At 33.2% G+C, this 18,736-nt stretch carries 21 protein-coding genes; 14 read left to right on the top strand and 7 right to left on the bottom strand.

Annotation, left to right across the window (positions count from 1 at the left end):
- Window positions 1-567: 567 nt before the first annotated feature.
- Together OF897_RS21220 and OF897_RS21215 are read left to right on the top strand one after the other, a co-directional pair.
- Entirely contained in the window at window positions 568-1,185 is a 618-nt protein-coding gene (locus tag OF897_RS21220) for a Crp/Fnr family transcriptional regulator (protein WP_267267670.1), read from the top strand.
- A 146-nt stretch (window positions 1,186-1,331) separates the two neighbouring features.
- Window positions 1,332-1,937 carry a hypothetical protein gene (locus OF897_RS21215; RefSeq protein ID WP_267267669.1) on the top strand — a complete coding sequence of 202 codons (606 nt, stop codon included), beginning with the start codon at window positions 1,332-1,334 and terminating at the stop codon, window positions 1,935-1,937.
- Window positions 1,938-2,054: 117 nt separating this feature from the next.
- Here OF897_RS21215 and OF897_RS21210 read toward each other — a convergent pair whose 3' ends face one another.
- Window positions 2,055-2,411, bottom strand: coding sequence for a response regulator (locus tag OF897_RS21210; protein WP_267267668.1), 357 nt, complete (start codon window positions 2,409-2,411; stop codon window positions 2,055-2,057).
- A 344-nt stretch (window positions 2,412-2,755) separates the two neighbouring features.
- Here OF897_RS21210 and OF897_RS21205 point away from each other — a divergent pair, with 344 nt between their 5' ends.
- Genes OF897_RS21205 through OF897_RS21190 form a run of 4 tightly spaced genes read left to right on the top strand, consistent with a single transcriptional unit; the run spans window position 2,756 to window position 4,136 of the window.
- Window positions 2,756-3,316, top strand: a complete 561-nt coding sequence (locus OF897_RS21205) for a YciE/YciF ferroxidase family protein (RefSeq protein WP_267267667.1) — start codon at window positions 2,756-2,758, stop codon at window positions 3,314-3,316.
- Between the two features lie 42 nt (window positions 3,317-3,358).
- Window positions 3,359-3,766: a DUF4142 domain-containing protein gene (locus OF897_RS21200; RefSeq protein WP_267267666.1), complete on the top strand. Its 408-nt coding sequence runs from the start codon at window positions 3,359-3,361 to the stop codon at window positions 3,764-3,766.
- The gene (locus OF897_RS21195; protein ID WP_267267665.1) at window positions 3,726-3,956 is read left to right on the top strand and encodes a DUF4142 domain-containing protein; all 231 of its coding nucleotides are present in this window, start codon (window positions 3,726-3,728) and stop codon (window positions 3,954-3,956) included. The genes OF897_RS21200 and OF897_RS21195 overlap by 41 nt, the downstream gene beginning before the upstream one ends.
- Before the next feature lie 48 nt (window positions 3,957-4,004).
- Window positions 4,005-4,136, top strand: coding sequence for a hypothetical protein (locus tag OF897_RS21190; protein ID WP_267267664.1), 132 nt, complete (start codon window positions 4,005-4,007; stop codon window positions 4,134-4,136).
- 158 nt (window positions 4,137-4,294) lie between these two features.
- Here OF897_RS21190 and OF897_RS21185 read toward each other — a convergent pair whose 3' ends face one another.
- A complete protein-coding gene (locus OF897_RS21185) occupies window positions 4,295-4,891 on the bottom strand; it encodes a Crp/Fnr family transcriptional regulator (protein WP_267267663.1) in 597 nt (198 codons plus the stop codon).
- A 909-nt stretch (window positions 4,892-5,800) separates the two neighbouring features.
- Between OF897_RS21185 and OF897_RS21180 the strand changes: the two genes are divergently transcribed.
- Window positions 5,801-6,142, top strand: coding sequence for a CCC motif membrane protein (locus OF897_RS21180; RefSeq protein ID WP_267267662.1), 342 nt, complete (start codon window positions 5,801-5,803; stop codon window positions 6,140-6,142).
- Between the two features lie 64 nt (window positions 6,143-6,206).
- Window positions 6,207-6,725, top strand: a complete 519-nt coding sequence (locus OF897_RS21175) for a CinA family protein (RefSeq protein ID WP_267267661.1) — start codon at window positions 6,207-6,209, stop codon at window positions 6,723-6,725.
- Window positions 6,726-6,866: 141 nt separating this feature from the next.
- Here the strand turns inward: OF897_RS21175 and ccoG are convergent, their stop codons facing one another.
- Both ccoG and OF897_RS21165 read right to left on the bottom strand, forming a co-directional pair.
- Window positions 6,867-8,321 carry a cytochrome c oxidase accessory protein CcoG gene (ccoG, locus tag OF897_RS21170; protein ID WP_267267660.1) on the bottom strand — a complete coding sequence of 485 codons (1,455 nt, stop codon included), beginning with the start codon at window positions 8,319-8,321 and terminating at the stop codon, window positions 6,867-6,869.
- Between the two features lie 65 nt (window positions 8,322-8,386).
- Window positions 8,387-8,983, bottom strand: coding sequence for a Crp/Fnr family transcriptional regulator (locus OF897_RS21165; RefSeq protein WP_267267659.1), 597 nt, complete (start codon window positions 8,981-8,983; stop codon window positions 8,387-8,389).
- A 600-nt stretch (window positions 8,984-9,583) separates the two neighbouring features.
- Here OF897_RS21165 and OF897_RS21160 point away from each other — a divergent pair.
- Entirely contained in the window at window positions 9,584-9,757 is a 174-nt protein-coding gene (locus tag OF897_RS21160; protein ID WP_267267658.1) for a hypothetical protein, read from the top strand.
- A gap of 99 nt (window positions 9,758-9,856) precedes the next feature.
- Here the strand turns inward: OF897_RS21160 and OF897_RS21155 are convergent, their stop codons facing one another.
- Complete coding sequence (locus OF897_RS21155) at window positions 9,857-10,087, bottom strand: glutathione synthase (RefSeq protein WP_267267657.1); 231 nt, start codon at window positions 10,085-10,087, stop codon at window positions 9,857-9,859.
- 193 nt (window positions 10,088-10,280) lie between these two features.
- Here OF897_RS21155 and OF897_RS21150 point away from each other — a divergent pair, with 193 nt between their 5' ends.
- The 4 genes from OF897_RS21150 to OF897_RS21135 all read left to right on the top strand — a co-directional run bounded on the left by OF897_RS21150 (window position 10,281) and on the right by OF897_RS21135 (window position 14,883).
- On the top strand, window positions 10,281-11,045 hold the full coding sequence (locus tag OF897_RS21150) for a succinate dehydrogenase/fumarate reductase iron-sulfur subunit (RefSeq protein WP_267267656.1): 765 nt from the start codon (window positions 10,281-10,283) through the stop codon (window positions 11,043-11,045).
- A gap of 446 nt (window positions 11,046-11,491) precedes the next feature.
- The gene (locus OF897_RS21145) at window positions 11,492-12,619 is read left to right on the top strand and encodes a glycosyltransferase (RefSeq protein ID WP_267267655.1); all 1,128 of its coding nucleotides are present in this window, start codon (window positions 11,492-11,494) and stop codon (window positions 12,617-12,619) included.
- On the top strand, window positions 12,612-13,718 hold the full coding sequence (gene glf, locus OF897_RS21140; protein ID WP_267267654.1) for a UDP-galactopyranose mutase: 1,107 nt from the start codon (window positions 12,612-12,614) through the stop codon (window positions 13,716-13,718). The genes OF897_RS21145 and glf overlap by 8 nt, the downstream gene beginning before the upstream one ends.
- Complete coding sequence (locus OF897_RS21135) at window positions 13,705-14,883, top strand: hypothetical protein (protein ID WP_267267653.1); 1,179 nt, start codon at window positions 13,705-13,707, stop codon at window positions 14,881-14,883. Before glf ends, OF897_RS21135 begins: the two co-directional genes overlap by 14 nt.
- A gap of 73 nt (window positions 14,884-14,956) precedes the next feature.
- Here OF897_RS21135 and OF897_RS21130 read toward each other — a convergent pair whose 3' ends face one another.
- Window positions 14,957-16,480: an FAD-dependent oxidoreductase gene (locus OF897_RS21130; protein WP_267267652.1), complete on the bottom strand. Its 1,524-nt coding sequence runs from the start codon at window positions 16,478-16,480 to the stop codon at window positions 14,957-14,959.
- A gap of 418 nt (window positions 16,481-16,898) precedes the next feature.
- Between OF897_RS21130 and OF897_RS21125 the strand changes: the two genes are divergently transcribed.
- Window positions 16,899-17,495 (top strand): Crp/Fnr family transcriptional regulator, encoded by a 597-nt coding sequence (locus OF897_RS21125; RefSeq protein ID WP_267267651.1) that lies wholly within the window; start codon window positions 16,899-16,901, stop codon window positions 17,493-17,495.
- A gap of 308 nt (window positions 17,496-17,803) precedes the next feature.
- Here the strand turns inward: OF897_RS21125 and OF897_RS21120 are convergent, their stop codons facing one another.
- Window positions 17,804-18,736, bottom strand: a complete 933-nt coding sequence (locus tag OF897_RS21120) for an SDR family oxidoreductase (protein ID WP_267267650.1) — start codon at window positions 18,734-18,736, stop codon at window positions 17,804-17,806.

Below are 18,736 nucleotides of genomic sequence, written 5' to 3'. Positions count from 1 at the left end.
ATATTACATCAGTTTACAATGAACCTATAGTTTTTTTGCCTCCGATGCAATGTCGTTTTATTAAGGGGTGACTTCCACCGATTATTTTCCTCATATCATGAAAATATCTGTTATTCTGGATTTTATTTCTATCATATTGATAAACCTCGTAAAATAAAGAGATTTTATTTTTATCTGCTCAAAGTCTCCCGACTTTGAGCAGCGGGGGGGCTTGAAAGGTCTGGTAAAAATATTTTTGAAAAGGGATAAAAATATTTTTCTTAAACATAAGCACAAAATTTTTGGTGAACTTGAGTATCACCAAAAAGATAAGGATGGAAAGTAAAACAATAATCCCTCGCAAAATGCGAGGGATTATTGTTTTTTATTAAAATTGAATGCTTTAAAAATATCAAACCTAAAAATATTTCGGCGCTTGCGGTAGTGAACTTATAATGTCATGACTACGGTCATAATGAAAGCATACAAGTTGTTTGTACTTTAGAATATTCTATAATGATAAAGATGATTAAAATTATTTGTGCAAATAATCTTCAAAATTGTCTGATCAAAATAAAACTACGGATTATGATTATTAGTGAAAAGCTGCTTACCGATTATGGAGCCAAATTAATAACTCTTGATAAGAACGAACATCTGTTTTCAGTAGATGATAGTTCGGGCTGCTATTTTCAAGTTGAAAGCGGATATTTAAAGATTACCAGTGATAAAAGTGGCAAAAATCAATTTATTCACGATTTTTCGAATGCAGGAGATCCTGTTGGGGAAACATTTTTATTTTCGGATAATCTTTATAATGTTAACGCAGTAGCTTTAAGTCATAGTAGCATTTATGTTCTATCAAAGGAAGAATTTTATGAACTTTTAAATACTTATCCAAAAACGCTGATCAAGCTCCTTGAGTATATTTCTGAGAAAGTAAATTATAATTTTATGTTGATCAACAAAATGGCATATAGTGATCCACGTGGAAGGATTTTATTGGTGATCAACCACTTCAAAAAACTAAAAATGCAGTCTAAATCAATTCAATATGAAGTTCCTTACACGAGACAGCAATTGGCTTCGTTAACAGGATTGAGAGTTGAGACAGTAATACGAACCGTTAAAATAATGGAGAATGAAAATCTGGTCGAGATTATTGATGGTAAAATTTTTATTAAAAACAATGCAAATACACTCTAAAGAATACTGATAAAAGTTTTAACTGTTCATATAAAAATTTATTACAATTAATCTTTGATTGATGAAGGTTTAGCTTAATTAATTAACTAATTCTCCAGTTTTATGTACAATATGACTAAGTGTATAAACGTCAAAAACAAAAAATTATGAAGTATAAAGAAGATTTTAAACTCCCAAAACAGATTATAGGAAGTGCTCACGACACGGAAAGTTTCAAAAAGAGTGAAGCAGATATTAGCAGTCAATATGAAATTTTAAAAGACCGTTTTTTTGATATTAATCATTGGATGGAATACTGTGGAAGTCTTTCTGCTGAATTCAGATTATGCAACAGCAGCGGGATAACTATTAATTCAAAACCTAAATTAAAGGATTTTATAAGGATTAAAATTCTTGGTCCAGGTTTACGTGAAGGAAATAATTATGATTGGGTTCAGATCATAAGAATTGAAGAAAGTAAAGATTATTTGTCAGAGTATTACTTATTAGAATGCTCACCCTGCAAAATGCCGGGAGCAAAACTCCATTTTGGTGTTGCTCATTTTTACACATCCAAAGCAACTTCAACATTCATAATTTCAAAAGAAAATAGTTGTTTGAAAGTAAGCGTTCATGGCCGTAATGAAACACCAAATTATAAAGTTTCAGCACTAAGTAAGTTTAGAAATTTTATGATTGCAATAGGCGGTATGTTTGGGTTTTCAAAAATAGAGTGGAAATGTCTTACAGATGGTTTGTTAGACTTTAAATAGGTAGTTTGTACCATAAAAGAGACTAAAAAAAGTATTTGCAATATATTATCCTACAACTCTTTGGATTAAAGAGTAGTTTAAGAATTTAAAGCAATTTGGTTTAGCGAAGTTTTAACTCTAAGAATTCTGCTTAACGATATCAATCATGTGATCAATATCAAACGGTTTTTCAATATAATCATCAGCAGAACATTCCTTTGCCTTTTCAGGTAAATCAAAGGAAGTTGAAGTTAATACTGCCGCCAGATTTTCTGTTGAAGGATCTGACTTTAATTCTGCAATTACTTCTGATCCACTCTTTTTTCCTTGTATGTGGTCATCAATGATAAGGACGTCAGGTTCTATTTCCTCGAGTTTTTCAATCGGTTCTGGAGTCAATGATGAAATGACTTCGAATCCCTCATCAGTCAAAACTTCATCCATTATATCTAAGATTTCTTCATTATCCTGAATCAGAACAACTGTTTTATCCATTTATATTTATTTATTGTAAATGTAATCAAATTGAAATAATTCATTTCTAAAAATCAATTTTTGATCATTCAAAATTTATTATAAGATATAGTGCTTTTAATCAATATTTTATGGTGGGAAGCATATATGAAACTGAAGCTGTTAATAATTATTCGTTACTGATAAATTCCTGAATATTTATTTAGATAATTCATCATCAATCTTTTAATCAGTCGCTTAAATTTATTTAATTACTACACCTAAATTAAGTAGATGATACTATTATGACTAATGTCATAACGCATCATCTTATTATGAAAGATATTTGTTGATAACACAGAACGAAATCAATTAAATGTATTATTATGAAAAAGACAGAAAATCAGAATGAAAATTCTCAAGGTAAAGTCAAAGTAAAATCTTCTGCAGCCGAGGGGCTGAAAGAATTATTTATCGATGAGCTAAAAGATATTGTATATGCTGAAAGGGCTTTGCTTAAATCTTTACCTAAAATGGCAAAAAATGCCAGTGAACCAAAGCTTGTTACGGCTATTGAAGAACATGTTGTCGTGACACAAGGACAAGTAGAAAGACTTGATAAAATCTTTGAAATTCTTGTAGAATCAAATCGTGGAAAAAAATGCAATGCAATGGAAGGTTTAATCAAGGAGGGTGAAAGCATTATGGAGGAAACAGAAGAAGGTCCGGTGAGAGATGCAGGAATAATTTCTGCTTCTCAAAAGATTGAACATTATGAAATAGCTTCCTACGGAACCTTAGTTGCCTTTGCAAAAACATTAGGTGAAGAAGAAATTGCCTCTCTGCTAGAAGCTACTTTGGCAGAAGAGAAAGAAGCAGATTCATTGTTGACAGAGTCTGCATATAATTCAATTAACTTTGAAGCTGCGGAAGCTGATATAGATTAAGGCAACTAATTATTAAATATTATTAGGAAAAAATCAATTGTAATGCTTTTAGCAGTCGCTACGGCGGTATCGTGTAACAAAAAAGAAACTTTAACCAACAATAATCAGAATGATTCTGTTGAAATGTCTGCTCCATCAGGTTCCGATACAACGATGACAGGTAATTCTGCAACAACTTCTGCAAGTGCTGAAGAATCTGCTTCTTTGAGTGATCAAGACAAAAAATTTGCAGATGCGGCAGCGAAAGGCGGAATGATGGAAGTAATGGCAGGAGAACTTGCTGTTAAAAATACAACAAATCCTACAGTGAAAATTTTAGGAGAGATGATGGTAAAAGATCATACGAAAGCAAATGATGAACTTAAACAATGGGCGACTGCAAGTGCTCATACTTTGCCGGCAAAGGTTGATGCTGCACAACAAAAAAAAATACGACGAATTAAAAGCTAAAAAAGGTGCCGAATTTGATCGTGCATACACGGAGCAAATGGTTGTTGATCACAAACAAACAATTGCTGACTTTAAAAAAGAATCTAGCGATGGTTCTCAAGCTTCTTTAAAAGCCTTTGCGGATGGGGAAATTCCTGCATTGGAGCATCATTTAATGGAATCTGAAAAGGCAATAACTGCTATGAAATAATTATTTATTTTATCTTAGAATTTATCAACACCAACTTAAATAATAGTTATGGACAACAAAAAAACAGTAGCAACTCTGAATCAGGACGCTTTGCAAAGTACGATAATTGTGTCCGATCAGTTTGAACAATTGAAATCTTCGTACAATAAATTTGAACGTTTGGAAAAAACAATCGTGTAATTTTCAGTCTTTTAATGAAAATCCTGAAAATGTAATTTTCAGGAGTTAATTAATCTTTCGGAAAATGTTACTGATTGATTTTAATCATAATTATACCACATCATTTAAAAAAATATTGGTATAAATTGTAAATGAAATTTTTAAAGTCAGAAAAAAAGTTAAAACAAAATCTTTCTGTTTTTTATACGCAGCATCTTTTCCCGTTCCATTTTTTTTATAGTTCTGATCGTAGTTTCTACACATAAACCTGTAAGTGAAGCTAATTGTTGTCTGGTTATAGGAACTTCGTATGTAAAGGGCTCTTGATTAGTCTGTTGTTGTTTCATGAGTTCCATTACTTCTTTTAATCTTTCAGCTGCATTATGACAAGATATTTTTTGCATCAAAACAAATTTACGGTAAAGGTGTTCCGATAAAGATTTGCAGATCTCTAAATAGAGCATGGGATTTTTTTCAAAAAAATGGAGTAAAGTATTTTTGCAAACTTTGATGATGGTACATTTGGTTAAAGCAATTGCATTCATAGGATATAACTTTTCAATAAAAAGCATCGATTCACCCAATGCATCTTCACGAGACAGAATATTTTGAATAAATTCTTTTCCGTCGCTGTTATAATTATTCAGTTTTACATCGCCAGTGATCACTTGATAATAAAACTGCGGAGTGCCACTTTCCCGGAAGATATAATCGCCGGGACTATATTCTTGTTCTGTCGCTCCGATGGAGTGCAGAATTTCTTCTTTAATAGACATATAATAATTTTTTATGGTTGGTTTAAGGAATATTGCCGTATAATATCTGCAGAAAAGGTCATCAGCTTAGTACGAAGATCGTGGCGTGCTGTATGTTTACCAATATTTATGGCAACAATCTATCGAAGAAATAAAAACGGGGTGTTGGTGTATTGTCTCTTTCGTAATATGTACGAGACGACTTCATTTTAAAATTGCCATTGCTCCTAAATTAGATCGGAGACGAGATGTTAAATCGATAACAATAACTATTTAACAAATATATATAAAATATAGGGTGTGTTTTTATGTTCTGAATCATATCATATCATATCATATCATATCATATCATATCATATCATATCGTATTATATATTGATTATTTAATAATGATAGATGAAAAAATAATATTTAAATTCTTAATATGTTTAGAGTCCTATTAATACCATGATGTAGATAAATGGACAGTTTACAGAAAATTAACTCTAAATGAAAAACAATCTTAGATTTTTAAATCTCTATGATTATTGTCATAGAATCAATAAGTACAACTTTTTATATTTGAAATATATTAACCATAACTCAATTTACGCATATTCAATAACGATTTGTCAAATGACAGCTAAAAGCAGTAATGAATAATGAAAATCATAAAATATTAAAATGGTAAAGTTGATGATTTTTTTACAGTTATAGCGACATTGTTCACTGTTGTTTTTTTGTAGATGTGACCGGATGATGAAGATAATTACCGGAAAAAGAAATTATAAGATTCAGAAAGAAAAGTGGGTGACAGTTTAAGCGTCAAATAATTAACTGAAGTTTTGAAATCCTGTTTACGCTAATTAAAATTACAAATTCAACATTTCCACTTAGAAATAAATTATCTATAGTTCCTTAAAGATGTTTCCATTAAATTTAAAACAAGATATGAAAATTAGTCAGCTCAACAGTGGAAAAACCAGATTACCATACAGTACTGCCGTTTTGGTATTGGGAATATCATCTGTAGCACTTTGCTGTTGCTATGGTATTCCGGGAATTGCTACGGGAATTGTTGCATTGATACTTTACAAAAAAGATTATGCAACCTACATTAAAAATAAAGATCAATATGATAATTTCGATAGTCTTAAAACCGGAAGAACACTAAGTATTATTGGCATCACAATGAGCACCATCTATATTGTTTATTTGATTGTTGTATTCAATTTATATGGAATGGAAGCGTTATCTAATCCTAGAATTTTAATTGAAAAAATAAATAACTGATAGATAAATCTAAGAATAGCTTACGTGGTAAAGGAAACTAAACGGTTATTAAAATATTTATATCATGGATTTTAATAAAGAATTACTAAAAGAAATCAGCGAAAATTTTATGGTTGGAATTGAAACAGTATCCATCGCTGAAAGTGTAACCGGTGGTCTAATGCAGGTTGCATTTTCCGAAATGACAAATTCTAAATTATTTTATAAAGGAGGAATAACAGTGCATACACCTGAAAAAGCTGTGAAGTTGCTCAAAGTTGACATCGCTGAGATTAAAAATTATAACTGCATATCAAGCTTTATTACAGAATCAATGGGACGTCATGCCTGCAGGATTTTTGAAAGTGACTGGTGCATTGCTTCCTACGGATACTGTACTCCTGAAAGGCCATCATCCTATGAAATTTTTGTTTATTATTCTATTTCCTATAAAGGGAATGTGGTTTTTTCAGATAAATTGGAATTACTGGATACATCAGATTCTCTCAATATTAAATTGTTCTATACAGAAAGGATTTTAGAGAAATTTCTTGGTCAGCTCAAGTTATACCGTATCGTTAAAAATGATAATATAGTGGTCTGAAAATAATTAATCCCGCTCATCCTTTTAATACGATTTATGATAAGTTAAATTAAAAATGCTCTCCTTTTCTCTTTAAATTACAAATAACCCGAGCCATCAGATTTCTAATGGCTCGGGTTTTAAATGAGATCATTTTCTATATTAAAATTCTAATTTAAAAGGTCCTTCAAAATAAGTGTCGTAACTATCGAGCAACTTACCTTTTTCGTCAAATACTCCAATCGTAATATTTTGTTTAGACAAATTCATTTCAGATTCAGGAAAACTGATGGTGATAGATCCTTTTGTAATCTTATCTCGGTCTACGTTGATTTTACTCGACGTACTGTACGTAATCTCACCATGTGCTGGTTCTAAAACTTGAATGGTCACCGTCTTTTTTTCATTTGATTTATTTAGAAAAGTGTAATTGTATGTATTTGTGATATGATTGTCTCTCACAAAAAATGTGCTTCCGGCAGGTTTGATGAATTTCACTTCCATCTCACCACGATTGTAGAGCATAAAACCTAAAAACATCTGTAAACCGACAAGAATAACAAGAAAACTCGCCATTCTGGTAGTGAATTTTGTTGGTTGTCCGGTTTCTATTTCATTCTCTGTGGCATATCGTACCAATCCTCGTGGTAAACCAACTTTATCCATCACCTCATCGCAGGCGTCAATGCAAGCGGTACAATTTACACATTCCAATTGTTGTCCGTCCCGAATGTCAATCCCTGTAGGACAAACTACTACACATTGATAACAGTCAATACAATCACCTTTTCCTGCAGCTCTTCTATCTTCTCCTTTTCGCCATTTTGAGCGATTTTCACCTCTGTTAAAATCGTAAAAAACATTAATGGTTTCTTTGTCAATCAACACACCTTGAAGTCTGCCGTAAGGACATACCAATGTACAAACCTGCTCTCTGAACCACGCAAATACGAAGTAAAATGCAGCACTTAGCAAAATCATTGCAATAAAATTGGTGGGATGGGCAAATGGTCCTTCGGATACAATTTTTATCACCTCTTTATATCCGACCACATACATAAACATGAAGTGTGTAAAAACTAGTGAGAGAATAACATAGATGGTCCACTTTAAACCTCTTTTCCAAATCTTTTCTGTATTCCATTCTTGGCGGTCGAGTTTCATTTGCTTATTTCGATCACCTTCAATGGCATATTCAATCTTTCTGAATACATTTTCTAAAAAAATGGTTTGAGGACAGATCCACCCACAAAAAATTCTTCCAAAAGCAATAGTAAATATGATGATGCATATTAATGAAACAATTGCTCCTAATGTAAGAAGAAAAAAATCTTGCAGATAAAATGGTTGGCCGATAATGAAGAACTGTCTGTCTATCAAATTAAACAAAAGAAAAGGATTTCCGTTGATGGTAATAAAAGGTACGGCAAAATAAAAAGTTAGTAGAGCATAAGCGACAATATTTCTATAATTGGTGTAGCGTCCTTTTGGTTTTTTAGGAAAAACCCATTTCCTTTTGCCGGATTGTTCCATTGTTCCTATGGAATCTCTGTAAGTTTCAGGGTCAAGTACCTGCCCTTGTCCCCCTCGAAGTTCTGTTTCTTCTATTTCTGACATATGCATGTTTGATTTTGGCTATTCAACATTATGTAATACAATATTGGGCTAAGTATAGTTGATGATTAATAAAAAATTTTACTGTTTTCGATCTTTAGTACATTTTCTCTTTCCATTTTTTTTATCGTTCTGATAACTGTTTCGATTCTTAAACCTGTAATGGATGCCAGTTGTTTTCTGGTAAGATAAACCTCAAAAGAATACTTTTCGTGATTGTTGCTGTAGCTTTTAAAATAATCTAATGCTCCCAAAATTCTTACTTCAGGCCGTAGAGATAAATTATTCTGCATCATAACAAATTTTTGGAACAGTCTTTCTGATAAAAATCTGTTAATGTCTAGGGATATATCTTTATTTTCTGCAAGCAATTGAAAAAAGTTTTCTTTGGGTAGTTTTATGACTTCGCAATGTGATAGAGTTTCAGCATTTACCGGATATTTCTCATCAATGAAGAGCAGCAACTCGCAAACACTTTGCCCGGGAACCAAAACACTCTGTATGATTTCTTTTCCATCTTCATCAAAATGATTCAATTTAATTCTGCCGGTGTTGATTTGATAATAATATTTAGGTTTTTCTCCTTCACGAAAAATTGTTTCCAAAGGATTTATGGCAGTTGTCTCTGCGCCGTAAGTGTTTAATAGTTTGCTATTTATAAGCATGGTTTTAAAAAGATTTGGTGATGTTAGTAAAAGCTATTGCTTGTTGTATCAAGTTAATTGCTTCTTAAATGAGATCTAAAAATTACTTTTAGTAATCTATCTTAGTAAATATATAGATTCACAAGACCAAATGCTATGATTATAATCATAGAGAGCTTGTTTTAATCAATTAGAGTTCCGTTATGTCTAGAATTAGCACATTGATTACTATGGAGATGATATATCTGATTGTAGAGTTAAATTACCTTTAATATTTTCACTCTCTTTTTATAAAGATTAAGAAAAATTGTAACTTAAAAAACCTTCTCCGAAGAGAAGGTAAAACACAAATGATGAAAAAAATTGTTCACATTTCTACGAATCAATTACGGTAAAAATAGATAAATTTTATATAATGATCGTGTGTCTTAAATCATATTATTAAAAAATATTTTTTGTGGGTACCTAATTTATGAGTTATCGTCAATAGTTTATCTTCTTATTTTAAATGTCATTTTTCCGGGCTTGATTTACAAGGTATCGACCACCTTTTTACGGTCTTCCAATATTACTTATCCGTTCATAAAATATATTGTTGATTACAAAAATGTCTCCTTTCACATGGGAAAACTTTTCCTGTCCAGCGTGAGCAAAATTATATTGAAATATGCCGGAAATTTATCATACAATTATCTGATTACCATTAATTATTGTCGTGTATTTCATTTTGCAAATGGTTTTTCCGCAATTGTTTCAGACGATGCCAACGGGAGAAGTTCAGCCTGTACGTCTTGAAAAGTAATATTATTAAATCACGGATAAAAAAAGAGAGCAAACTTATGTCTGCTCTCTTTCTCAAGAAATCAAATAACTATAAAATAATACACAATCTTTTTAATCTAATTTTTCAAAAATCAATCTGCCATCAAGGGGTTCAGAAAAACAGATAAAAATAGAATCATTCGAACGCCTTATCGGAACTTGAACCACATCATATAGGCCGTCTTGCAAAATTTCAATGATCAGATTACTGCCATTTCCAATTTCACTCGTTTTATATTCAATGTGAAACTCGTCAAAATCATCTTTTACGAAATCATCTTTTTTAAATTCAACGGTTGCCATAATACATTTGTTTTTAATAATTTTTTCAGGTTCATGATGATAACAACAAAACTCTTGCAGATCATATTATCTTCTATAAAAGTAATTATTAAAAGTTCAAAACAATATGACTATCCTCATAGTAATGCGATTGATGATATTGTAGCTTTATCTCTAATACTGGCAAAGCATTATCCATTACAAATCCATTATTATGAATACAAAGCAAAATCTAAATTTAACGCTAAAGATCTGGAGACAGAAAAATAACCGCACTAAGGGACGTTTTGAGATCTATAAGATATCTGATGTTTCTACAGAATCATCTTTTCTTGAAATGATGGATATGCTGAATGCAAATCTAATTGACCAAAATCTGGAACCGATAGCATTTGATCATGATTGTCGTGAAGGCATTTGTGGGATGTGCTCACTATATATCAACGGCCGAGCTCACGGACCGGATACGGGAATTGCGACCTGCCAGCTTCACATGAGAATGTTTCATGATGGCCAAACTATTGTAATAGAACCATTCAGAAGTACAGCTTTTCCGGTAATCAAAGATTTGATTGTAGACCGGAGCTCATTTGACAGAATTATGGCTGCAGGAGGTTTTATTTCAGTTAATACTTCTGGAAACACATTAGATGCCAATTCAATTTTAGTTGATAAAGAAGATGCCGATAAAGCGATGGATGCTGCAGCCTGTATCAGTGGCGGAGCGTGTGTAGCCTGTTGCCCGAACGGTGCTGCAATGCTCTTTGTTGGAGCAAAAGTTTCTCATCTAGCATTGCTTCCTCAGGGAAAAGTAGAAGCAAAACGCAGAGTTCTAAACATGGTTAAAGCAATGGATGACGAAGGTTTTGGAAATTGTTCTGTCATTGGCGCTTGTGAAGTAGAATGTCCAAAACATATTTCATTGGATAATATTGCAAGAATGAATCGCGAATATATGTCCGCATGGTTAGACAAATAATTAACGATCTGTTTTAGAAATGCAGAATATAATTATTAAAAAAGAACGGACAGTCAATAACTGTCCGTTCTTTTTTTTTGTTGCTATTACTTTTTTATGTCATTGCTTTTTGATCGACCAACAGCCACCAAAATGTCTGTGAGTCTTCCGTAAAATGCTATTTAGGAATGTTCTACTTTTTACTAAAAATTTTTTGAGGCTTTCGGTTGCATTTTTTTAAGTTTAGTTAACTCTGTAGAAGCTTAGCTTGCGTATATTCATTAGATCTTATAGTTATTTTTCTTGCGTCAGATTTCTAATCCATAATATAATTGTTTAGTGTTGAATATATTGCACTAAAATCATATCAAAATTTTTGATAATATGATGATTTTATCAATGTGATTATAGTCATAACAATTAATTGTTTGTTTGACTAAATTGTTCATAATTAAATACATCAAAAAATGAAATACTTATTATGTTTCAGTCACTTATCATGGAACTTTGTTTATCAACGACCACAACATTTATTAACACGTTTTTCCAAACATTATCAGGTATTTTATTTTGAAGAACCGAAGATTGGTGATTCTGACAGGTATATTGTTAATGTGCAGGATGGGGTGTACATTGTAGAATTGTTGATTACAAGACATGATGAAGCTATGAATGGAAAGATCAGAAATCTGATCGATCAACTTTTGAAAGAATATGATATCAAAAATTATGTCAATTGGTATTATACTCCGATGGCGCTTCAGTTTACAGATCATCTGAATCCTGAAAAGGTGATTTACGATTCTATGGATGAGTTGTCTGCATTTAGATTTGCTCCGCCACAGCTTTTAGAATTAGAAGAAGAGCTTTTTAAGAAAGCTGATGTTGTTTTCACAGGCGGAAATTCTCTTTATCAGGCAAAGAAAAACCGGCACCACAACATTCATGCAATGCCAAGCAGTATTGATAAAGCACATTTTGGAAAAGCAAGAGATGTTCAGCAGGAACCGCAAGATCAAAAATCAATTGGGTATCCAAGATTGGGATTTTTCGGGGTTGTTGATGAAAGGTTTGATATTGAACTTCTCCGAGATGTTTCTGCCCAACGTCCCGATTGGCAGTTTGTGATCATTGGTCCGATCGTAAAAATCAGTCCGGATGATTTGCCACAGGCGCCAAATATTCATTATTTAGGTCCAAAAACGTATACGGAATTGCCATTGTATATTGCGAATTGGGATATTGCCTTGATTTTATTTGCTTTGAATGAATCTACAGAATTCATCAGTCCTACCAAGACTCCGGAATATCTGGCAGCAGGAAAACCTGTGATTTCTACCGCTATCAAAGACGTTGTATATCCTTATGGGAATGCCGGTTTGGTGCAGATTATCGACGATTCAGAATCATTCATTTCAGCTGCCGAAGATATATTTGCAGACACAGAAAGAGACCATTGGTTGAGAACGGTTGATCATTTTCTCGAAAATGATTCCTGGGACAATACATTCTCTAAAATGAATTCGCTCATCAATGAAATAAAAATGAATCAAGTAGAAGTTACAAATACAAAAAAACAGATCAATCATGTATGATTATTTAATAGTAGGATGCGGTTTTGCCGGAGCAGTTTTAGCAGAACGTTTAGCTGCAGAGGGAAAGAAGATTTTAATTGTAGACAAAAGAGATCATATTGCAGGAAATGCTTTTGATTATTATAACGAAGAAGGAATTTTGATTCATAAATATGGACCGCACATTTTTCACACCAATTCTGAAGATGTATTTAAATATTTAGGGAAATTTACCGATTGGCGACCTTACGAGCATCGTGTTTTAGGAAGTGTTGATGGTTTATTGGTTCCGATTCCGATCAATCTGACCACGATCAATGAATTGTATGGTAAAAATCTGACGTCAGACGAAGTCACCGATTTTTTAGCTTCAAAAGCCGAAAAGAGAAGTCCTATTTTGACGTCTGAAGATGTTGTTTTAAACGTTGTCGGAAAAGAATTGTACGAGAAATTTTTCAAAGGCTACACCAAAAAACAGTGGGATCTTGATCCTTCAGAATTGGATGCTTCCGTAACTGCTCGTGTTCCCACAAGAACCAACAAAGACGACCGTTATTTCACAGACACTTTTCAGGCAATGCCGAAAAATGGTTACACAGAAATGTTTAAAAAAATGCTGTCTCACAAAAATATCAGCATCATGCTTCAGACCGATTACAAAGATATTGTGGAGGTGATTCCGTTTAAAACATTGATTTATACAGGCCCTATAGATTCTTATTTTGATTATTGCTACGGAAAATTACCTTACCGTTCCATCGATTTTAAATTTGAAACCTTGAATCAGGAAAATTATCAGGCAACGGGAACAGTCAATTATCCGACTTCAAATTTATACACAAGAATTACTGAATTTAAATTTTTAACTGGGCAAAAAAACGATAAAACAACCCTCGTTTATGAATATCCGACTGCAGAAGGAGATCCGTATTATCCGATTCCGAGGAAACAGAATCAGGAGATTTACAATCAATACAAAAAGCTTTCAGAGGATCATCCTGATGTGTTTTTCACTGGTCGTTTGGGGACGTATAAATATTATAATATGGATCAAGTTGTCGCACAGTCGTTAGCTCTTTTCAAAAAGTTAAAAAGCAGGGAAGCGTATGTTCAGCAATGACCCTCTGTCACTAAATGTCAATCCGTTCAACAGTTTTCTGATGGGCGGATTTGAATGTGCAGATCAGCAAAATGCGTTCGGAAACAGAATCGATTTATATCAAGTTTCGGGACATGATCTTTATTTGGAAGAAGATTATGATCGGGTACATCAATTGGGAATGAAAACCATCCGCGAAGGAATTCGATGGAGCAAAGTTGAAATTTCTCCCTATCAATATGACTGGACAGAAGTAGAGCGGATCATCAAATTTTCTCAGGCTAAAAATATTCAGATAGTTTGGGATATTTGCCATTTTGGTTTTCCTGATGATCTTACACCTCTTCACCCGATGTTTTCGAGAAGATTCAGTCATTTGTGTCGTGAATTTGTAATTAAATACAGGAGTTTAGTTCCTAAAGGTGATTTAATTGTCACTCCAATTAATGAAGTCAGTTTTATTTCATGGTTAGGAGGTGATGTCAGAGGAACTTCACCTTATTGCATCGGGCAGGGTTGGGAAGTGAAATATGCTTTAATGAAAGCCTATATTGAAGGAATTGAAATGATGAAAGACATTGATATTACCGTTAGAATAATGATCACTGAGCCGCTGATAAGCATTGTCACCAACAACGAACTCGATGTTGAATCATTTTTATTTGCTGAAGAAAAACATTTTGAGCAGTTTCAGGTTCATGATATTCTCTCAGGAGCGATGTGTCCGGAACTCAGAGGGAAACCTGAATATCTTGATATTATTGGGGTTAATTATTATTACAATAATCAGTGGATTAATGAGACTCATGAATTTTTACCTTGGGCAGAAGAACCGCCTCATCCGTTGTTTCGTAGTCTTCATTCTTTAATTGAAACTGTTTTTGCCAGATACGAAAGACCTATTGTAATTTCAGAAACAAGTCATCCTGGTGAAGACCGCTCAAAGTGGATTCGTTCTGTTACCACAGAATGTTTATCAGTTTTAGAAACTGGAATTTCGCTTTGGGGTTGCTGTTTTTACCCTGTTATCGACCGACCGGATTGGGATGATTTAAATGAATGGCATCACAGTGGAATTTGGGATATTTTTGATCCGATTTCTTTAAATCGTGAAGCAGATAAAGAAAGTTTACAAGCTATTAATGATTTTAACAAACGACTGAATACAATTTTAGCAACGGATTAATTCCATCAATTTTTCATTTAAAAGTAAAAGCCTTCATTTTCAGAAGGCTTCTACTTATTTATTAAAATTTTAATTATTCCTGATCTATTTTTTTAAGATCAGATAAGGCAGGACCATTTAATAAACCTCCATCGATACTGAAACGAGAACCGTGACACGGGCAATCCCAGGTAATTTCCGAAGGGTTCCAGACAACATTACAACCTGTGTGTGGACAAACCGGACTCAATAAATGAAGTTTTGATTTCAGATCACGATATGCTGCAATTGTTTCTCCATCGTGTTTGATGACTTTTCCTTCTCCTACAATTAATGTATCTAAATCTTTTATTTTTTCAGCAGAAAATTTATCTTTTACAAAATGAGTTGTTGCATTAAACACTTCTGATAGTACATTCCGAGCACTTGCCATAGGCTTTATTCTTCCGGGTGAAAGTAAATCGGAGAGCGGGGTTGTTTTACCTTCCATTAAATCAGGAATAATCAAAGATGCCATCGATCCGAAAGTCATTCCGTTTCCATTGTAACCTGTTGATATATAAATGTTATTTTCTCCGGGCATTTGACCAATGTAGGCCAAACCATCAGCAGGAACATAATATTGAGAAGACCATTTTGCCTCAATATTCTTGTATTTAAAGTGTTCGTCAGCGTACGCTACCAAGTCTGTGAAATGCTTTTCGGTATCTTCCTCATCGCCTGTCATGTGATCAAAACCTCCAACTATAATATAGTAGTCATCATTCGATTTATGATATCTTACATAATGGTAAGGGTCATACAAATCTGCTGCCTGAGCCATTTGTGCCACAGGATTTTCTAATTTTGCTGTCAAAGCATAACTCCTGTAAGGTGCAAGTAATACACTGAAACGATTGTTCCCTGGCGGAATATGGGTTGCCCAAACAATGTTATCAGAAGAAAAATTTAAATCATCCTTGGTCGAAACTTTTACTTTTCCGTCTTTATTTTCAAAACCTGTCACTTGAGTTTCTGTCAGTATTATTCCGCCTTCTTTTTCAAATTCTTTGATCAGTTTGTTAATATATCTTAAAGGATGAAATTGTGCCTGTCCCTTAATTTCGATCGCATTCTCAAACGGTAGTGAGAAAGGAATACTGTGCACCTTTACAGTTTCAATACCGACTTTCTCGTGAGCATCAAAAATTTTTTCAAGTTGATTATTTTGTTTTTCTTCTGCACTGAAAAGAAATGAACTGCACTCATTGTACTCACAAGAAATATGATACTTTATGATGTTAGATTTAATATATTTTATGGTTTCCTTTGCTGCGCTCGCCAATGTTTTTGCTCTGGATTCACCGAAATCAGAGATCACTTCATCATACGAAGAATCGAAAAAGTTGTTGATATGGGCAGTCGTTCCACCTGTAGTTCCGAAGCCAATATTTTCTTTTTCAAGAATAAGACATTTTTGTCCTCTGTTTTGAAGTTCTTTCGCCAAAGTAATTCCTGTTATTCCGGCTCCCACAATAATTGTGTCAAAATGTTTGGAACTATTTTCTTTTGTATTTTGAGGGTTGCCCGGATTAGTGGTCGACTGCCAAAAACTAGTTGTGTTTCCGTCTCGATTCATAATAATGATTTTTGTGATTAGTATATAAGTTGGTGTGATTAGATTAAGAATAACTATAAAGAGTTTTTTGATAAATGAAAAATTGCTATAAAAATTCACTAATCAAAAACTTTTGATTTTTATATTTAGTAAGAGATATTTCAAAATATCGATATTTAATTCTAATTTCAATAAAGTATAGATATTTTAGTCATAAATAAATATGTACGAAATCTATACCAATATCTTTTTGAAAGTAAATGTCTTACCTTTTGTAATAAAGTAGTATGATTGAGGTCATACGGATGAAATGTCTTATAAAACTATCTTTGGATAATGTAAAATATTACACTAAAAGGTGATATAAAATATGATTTTATATCTTTTTCTGTATAATGTTTTTACATGATTTTGATACTTTTTTAAAATTTTTTAAAGCATGTTAGTCGATGAAGATTTACTCTTTCGTAACGGAGGAGAATTATTGAATTTTAAGAAAAATGATTTTATATTTAGAGAATTGGAAACCCCTAAGTTTTATTATCAAATACATACCGGAGATGTCAAAATAAATAATTATCATCAGGAAGGAAAAGAGTTTATTCACAGTTTTCCGTCAACAGGACATTGTATAGGCGAAACATTTATTTTTTCAGATGTAACCTATCCTGTAAATGCGGTTGCTATGACAGATGTAGTTATTATTAGGGTAGTTATTTCAAAGTTTTTGAAATTGATTCAAAATGATAAGGATATATTATTTAAACTTTATCAGTATACCTCCGAAAGAATGTATTATCGATACGTGATGCTAAACAATCTGTCATCTTCAAATCCTTATCATAAAGTTCTTTGTGTAATGGATTGTTTAAAGCAGTATCACAAAATAACAGAGGCTTTTTCATATCAAATTCCTTATACCCGTTTAGAAATAGCTTCTTTAACGGCTTTGCGTGTAGAAACTGTAATAAGAGTATTTAAAAGGATGGAAAGAGATCTTATAGTAAAGATTATTAATGGAAAAATTTTCTATTGATTACTTCAACAATGTAAAATTAAAGGCAAAACACATCGATGTTTTGCCTTTAATCATTCAAATAATCGTATATTATTTTATTTTACCTTAAATAAATTTTGTAACCAAAGCCCTAAAAAAGAAAATAACCTACTGTCATAGTTTTTTTTAATTACTTCCTGCGACAGGCTTATCATTACGTCCCATTCTTTTAGGAAGTAAGATGGCTCATGCTCTGGCAAATAAGACGGATGCCAGATCATTTTTTGTTGCGGTCGTGCATAATACGTTCCATCACTCACAGTATCACCTACTAATTATTAAAAATATTAAGGTTGTCCGCTTCCTCCCGCAGAACCATAAATCTGACCACTTGCAAAACTACCGTCGTTATCAGCCAGCTGTACAAAGATCGATGCGAGCTCAGCAGGTTGTCCTGGTCTTCCCAAAGGAGTATCTCCTCCGAATTTTTCGATATTTTCCTGGGTCTGTCCACCACTGATTTCCAAAGCGGTCCATACCGGTCCGGGAGCTACACCATTCACACGGATTCCTTTTGGACCTAATTGTTTTGCCAGTGATTTAACATAACTAGTCGTTGCTGCTTTTGTCTGCGCATAATCATATAAATCTTCTGAAGGATCATAGGCCTGTACAGATGATAATCCAATGATTGAAGAACCAGGTTTCAGGTATGGTAACGCTGCCTTTATAAGCCAGAACGGAGCATAAATATTGGTTTTCATAGTTCGGTCAAACTCTTCTGTACTAATATCAAGAATAGTTTCGTGTGTTTTTTGATGACCTGCATTATTAACCAGTATATCTAGACCTCCCAATTCTTCAACTGCTTTTAGTATCAATTTTTTACAAAAAGATTCGTCACGCAAGTCTCCCGGAATAGCAATGGCTTTTCTTCCTGCTTCCTCAATAAGTTTTACTACTTCCTGTGCATCTGATTCTTCATCAGGTAGATAATTAATTGCTACATCTGCACCTTCTCTTGCGTAAGCAATGGCAGCAGCTCTTCCGATTCCCGAATCTCCTCCTGTAATAAGCGCTTTTCTTCCTTGTAGTCTTCCTGAACCTTTATAAGATTTTTCTCCATGATCTGGTACTGGAATCATTTTACTTACCAGTCCGGGAAAAGGCTGAAACTGTCTTTCAAAAGGTGGTTTTGGATGTTTCGTTGTAGGATCTTGAAGAGTTGGTTGTAAGTTTTGAGTTTTTTGATCTGGTTGTCCTGCGATGTCATTCTCCAT

The organism is Chryseobacterium formosum (assembly GCF_026460885.1).
GTDB lineage: Bacteria > Bacteroidota > Bacteroidia > Flavobacteriales > Weeksellaceae > Chryseobacterium > Chryseobacterium formosus.
Note: the sequence above shows the minus strand (reverse complement) of the source record. Positions and strands in the feature narration are given on the sequence as shown.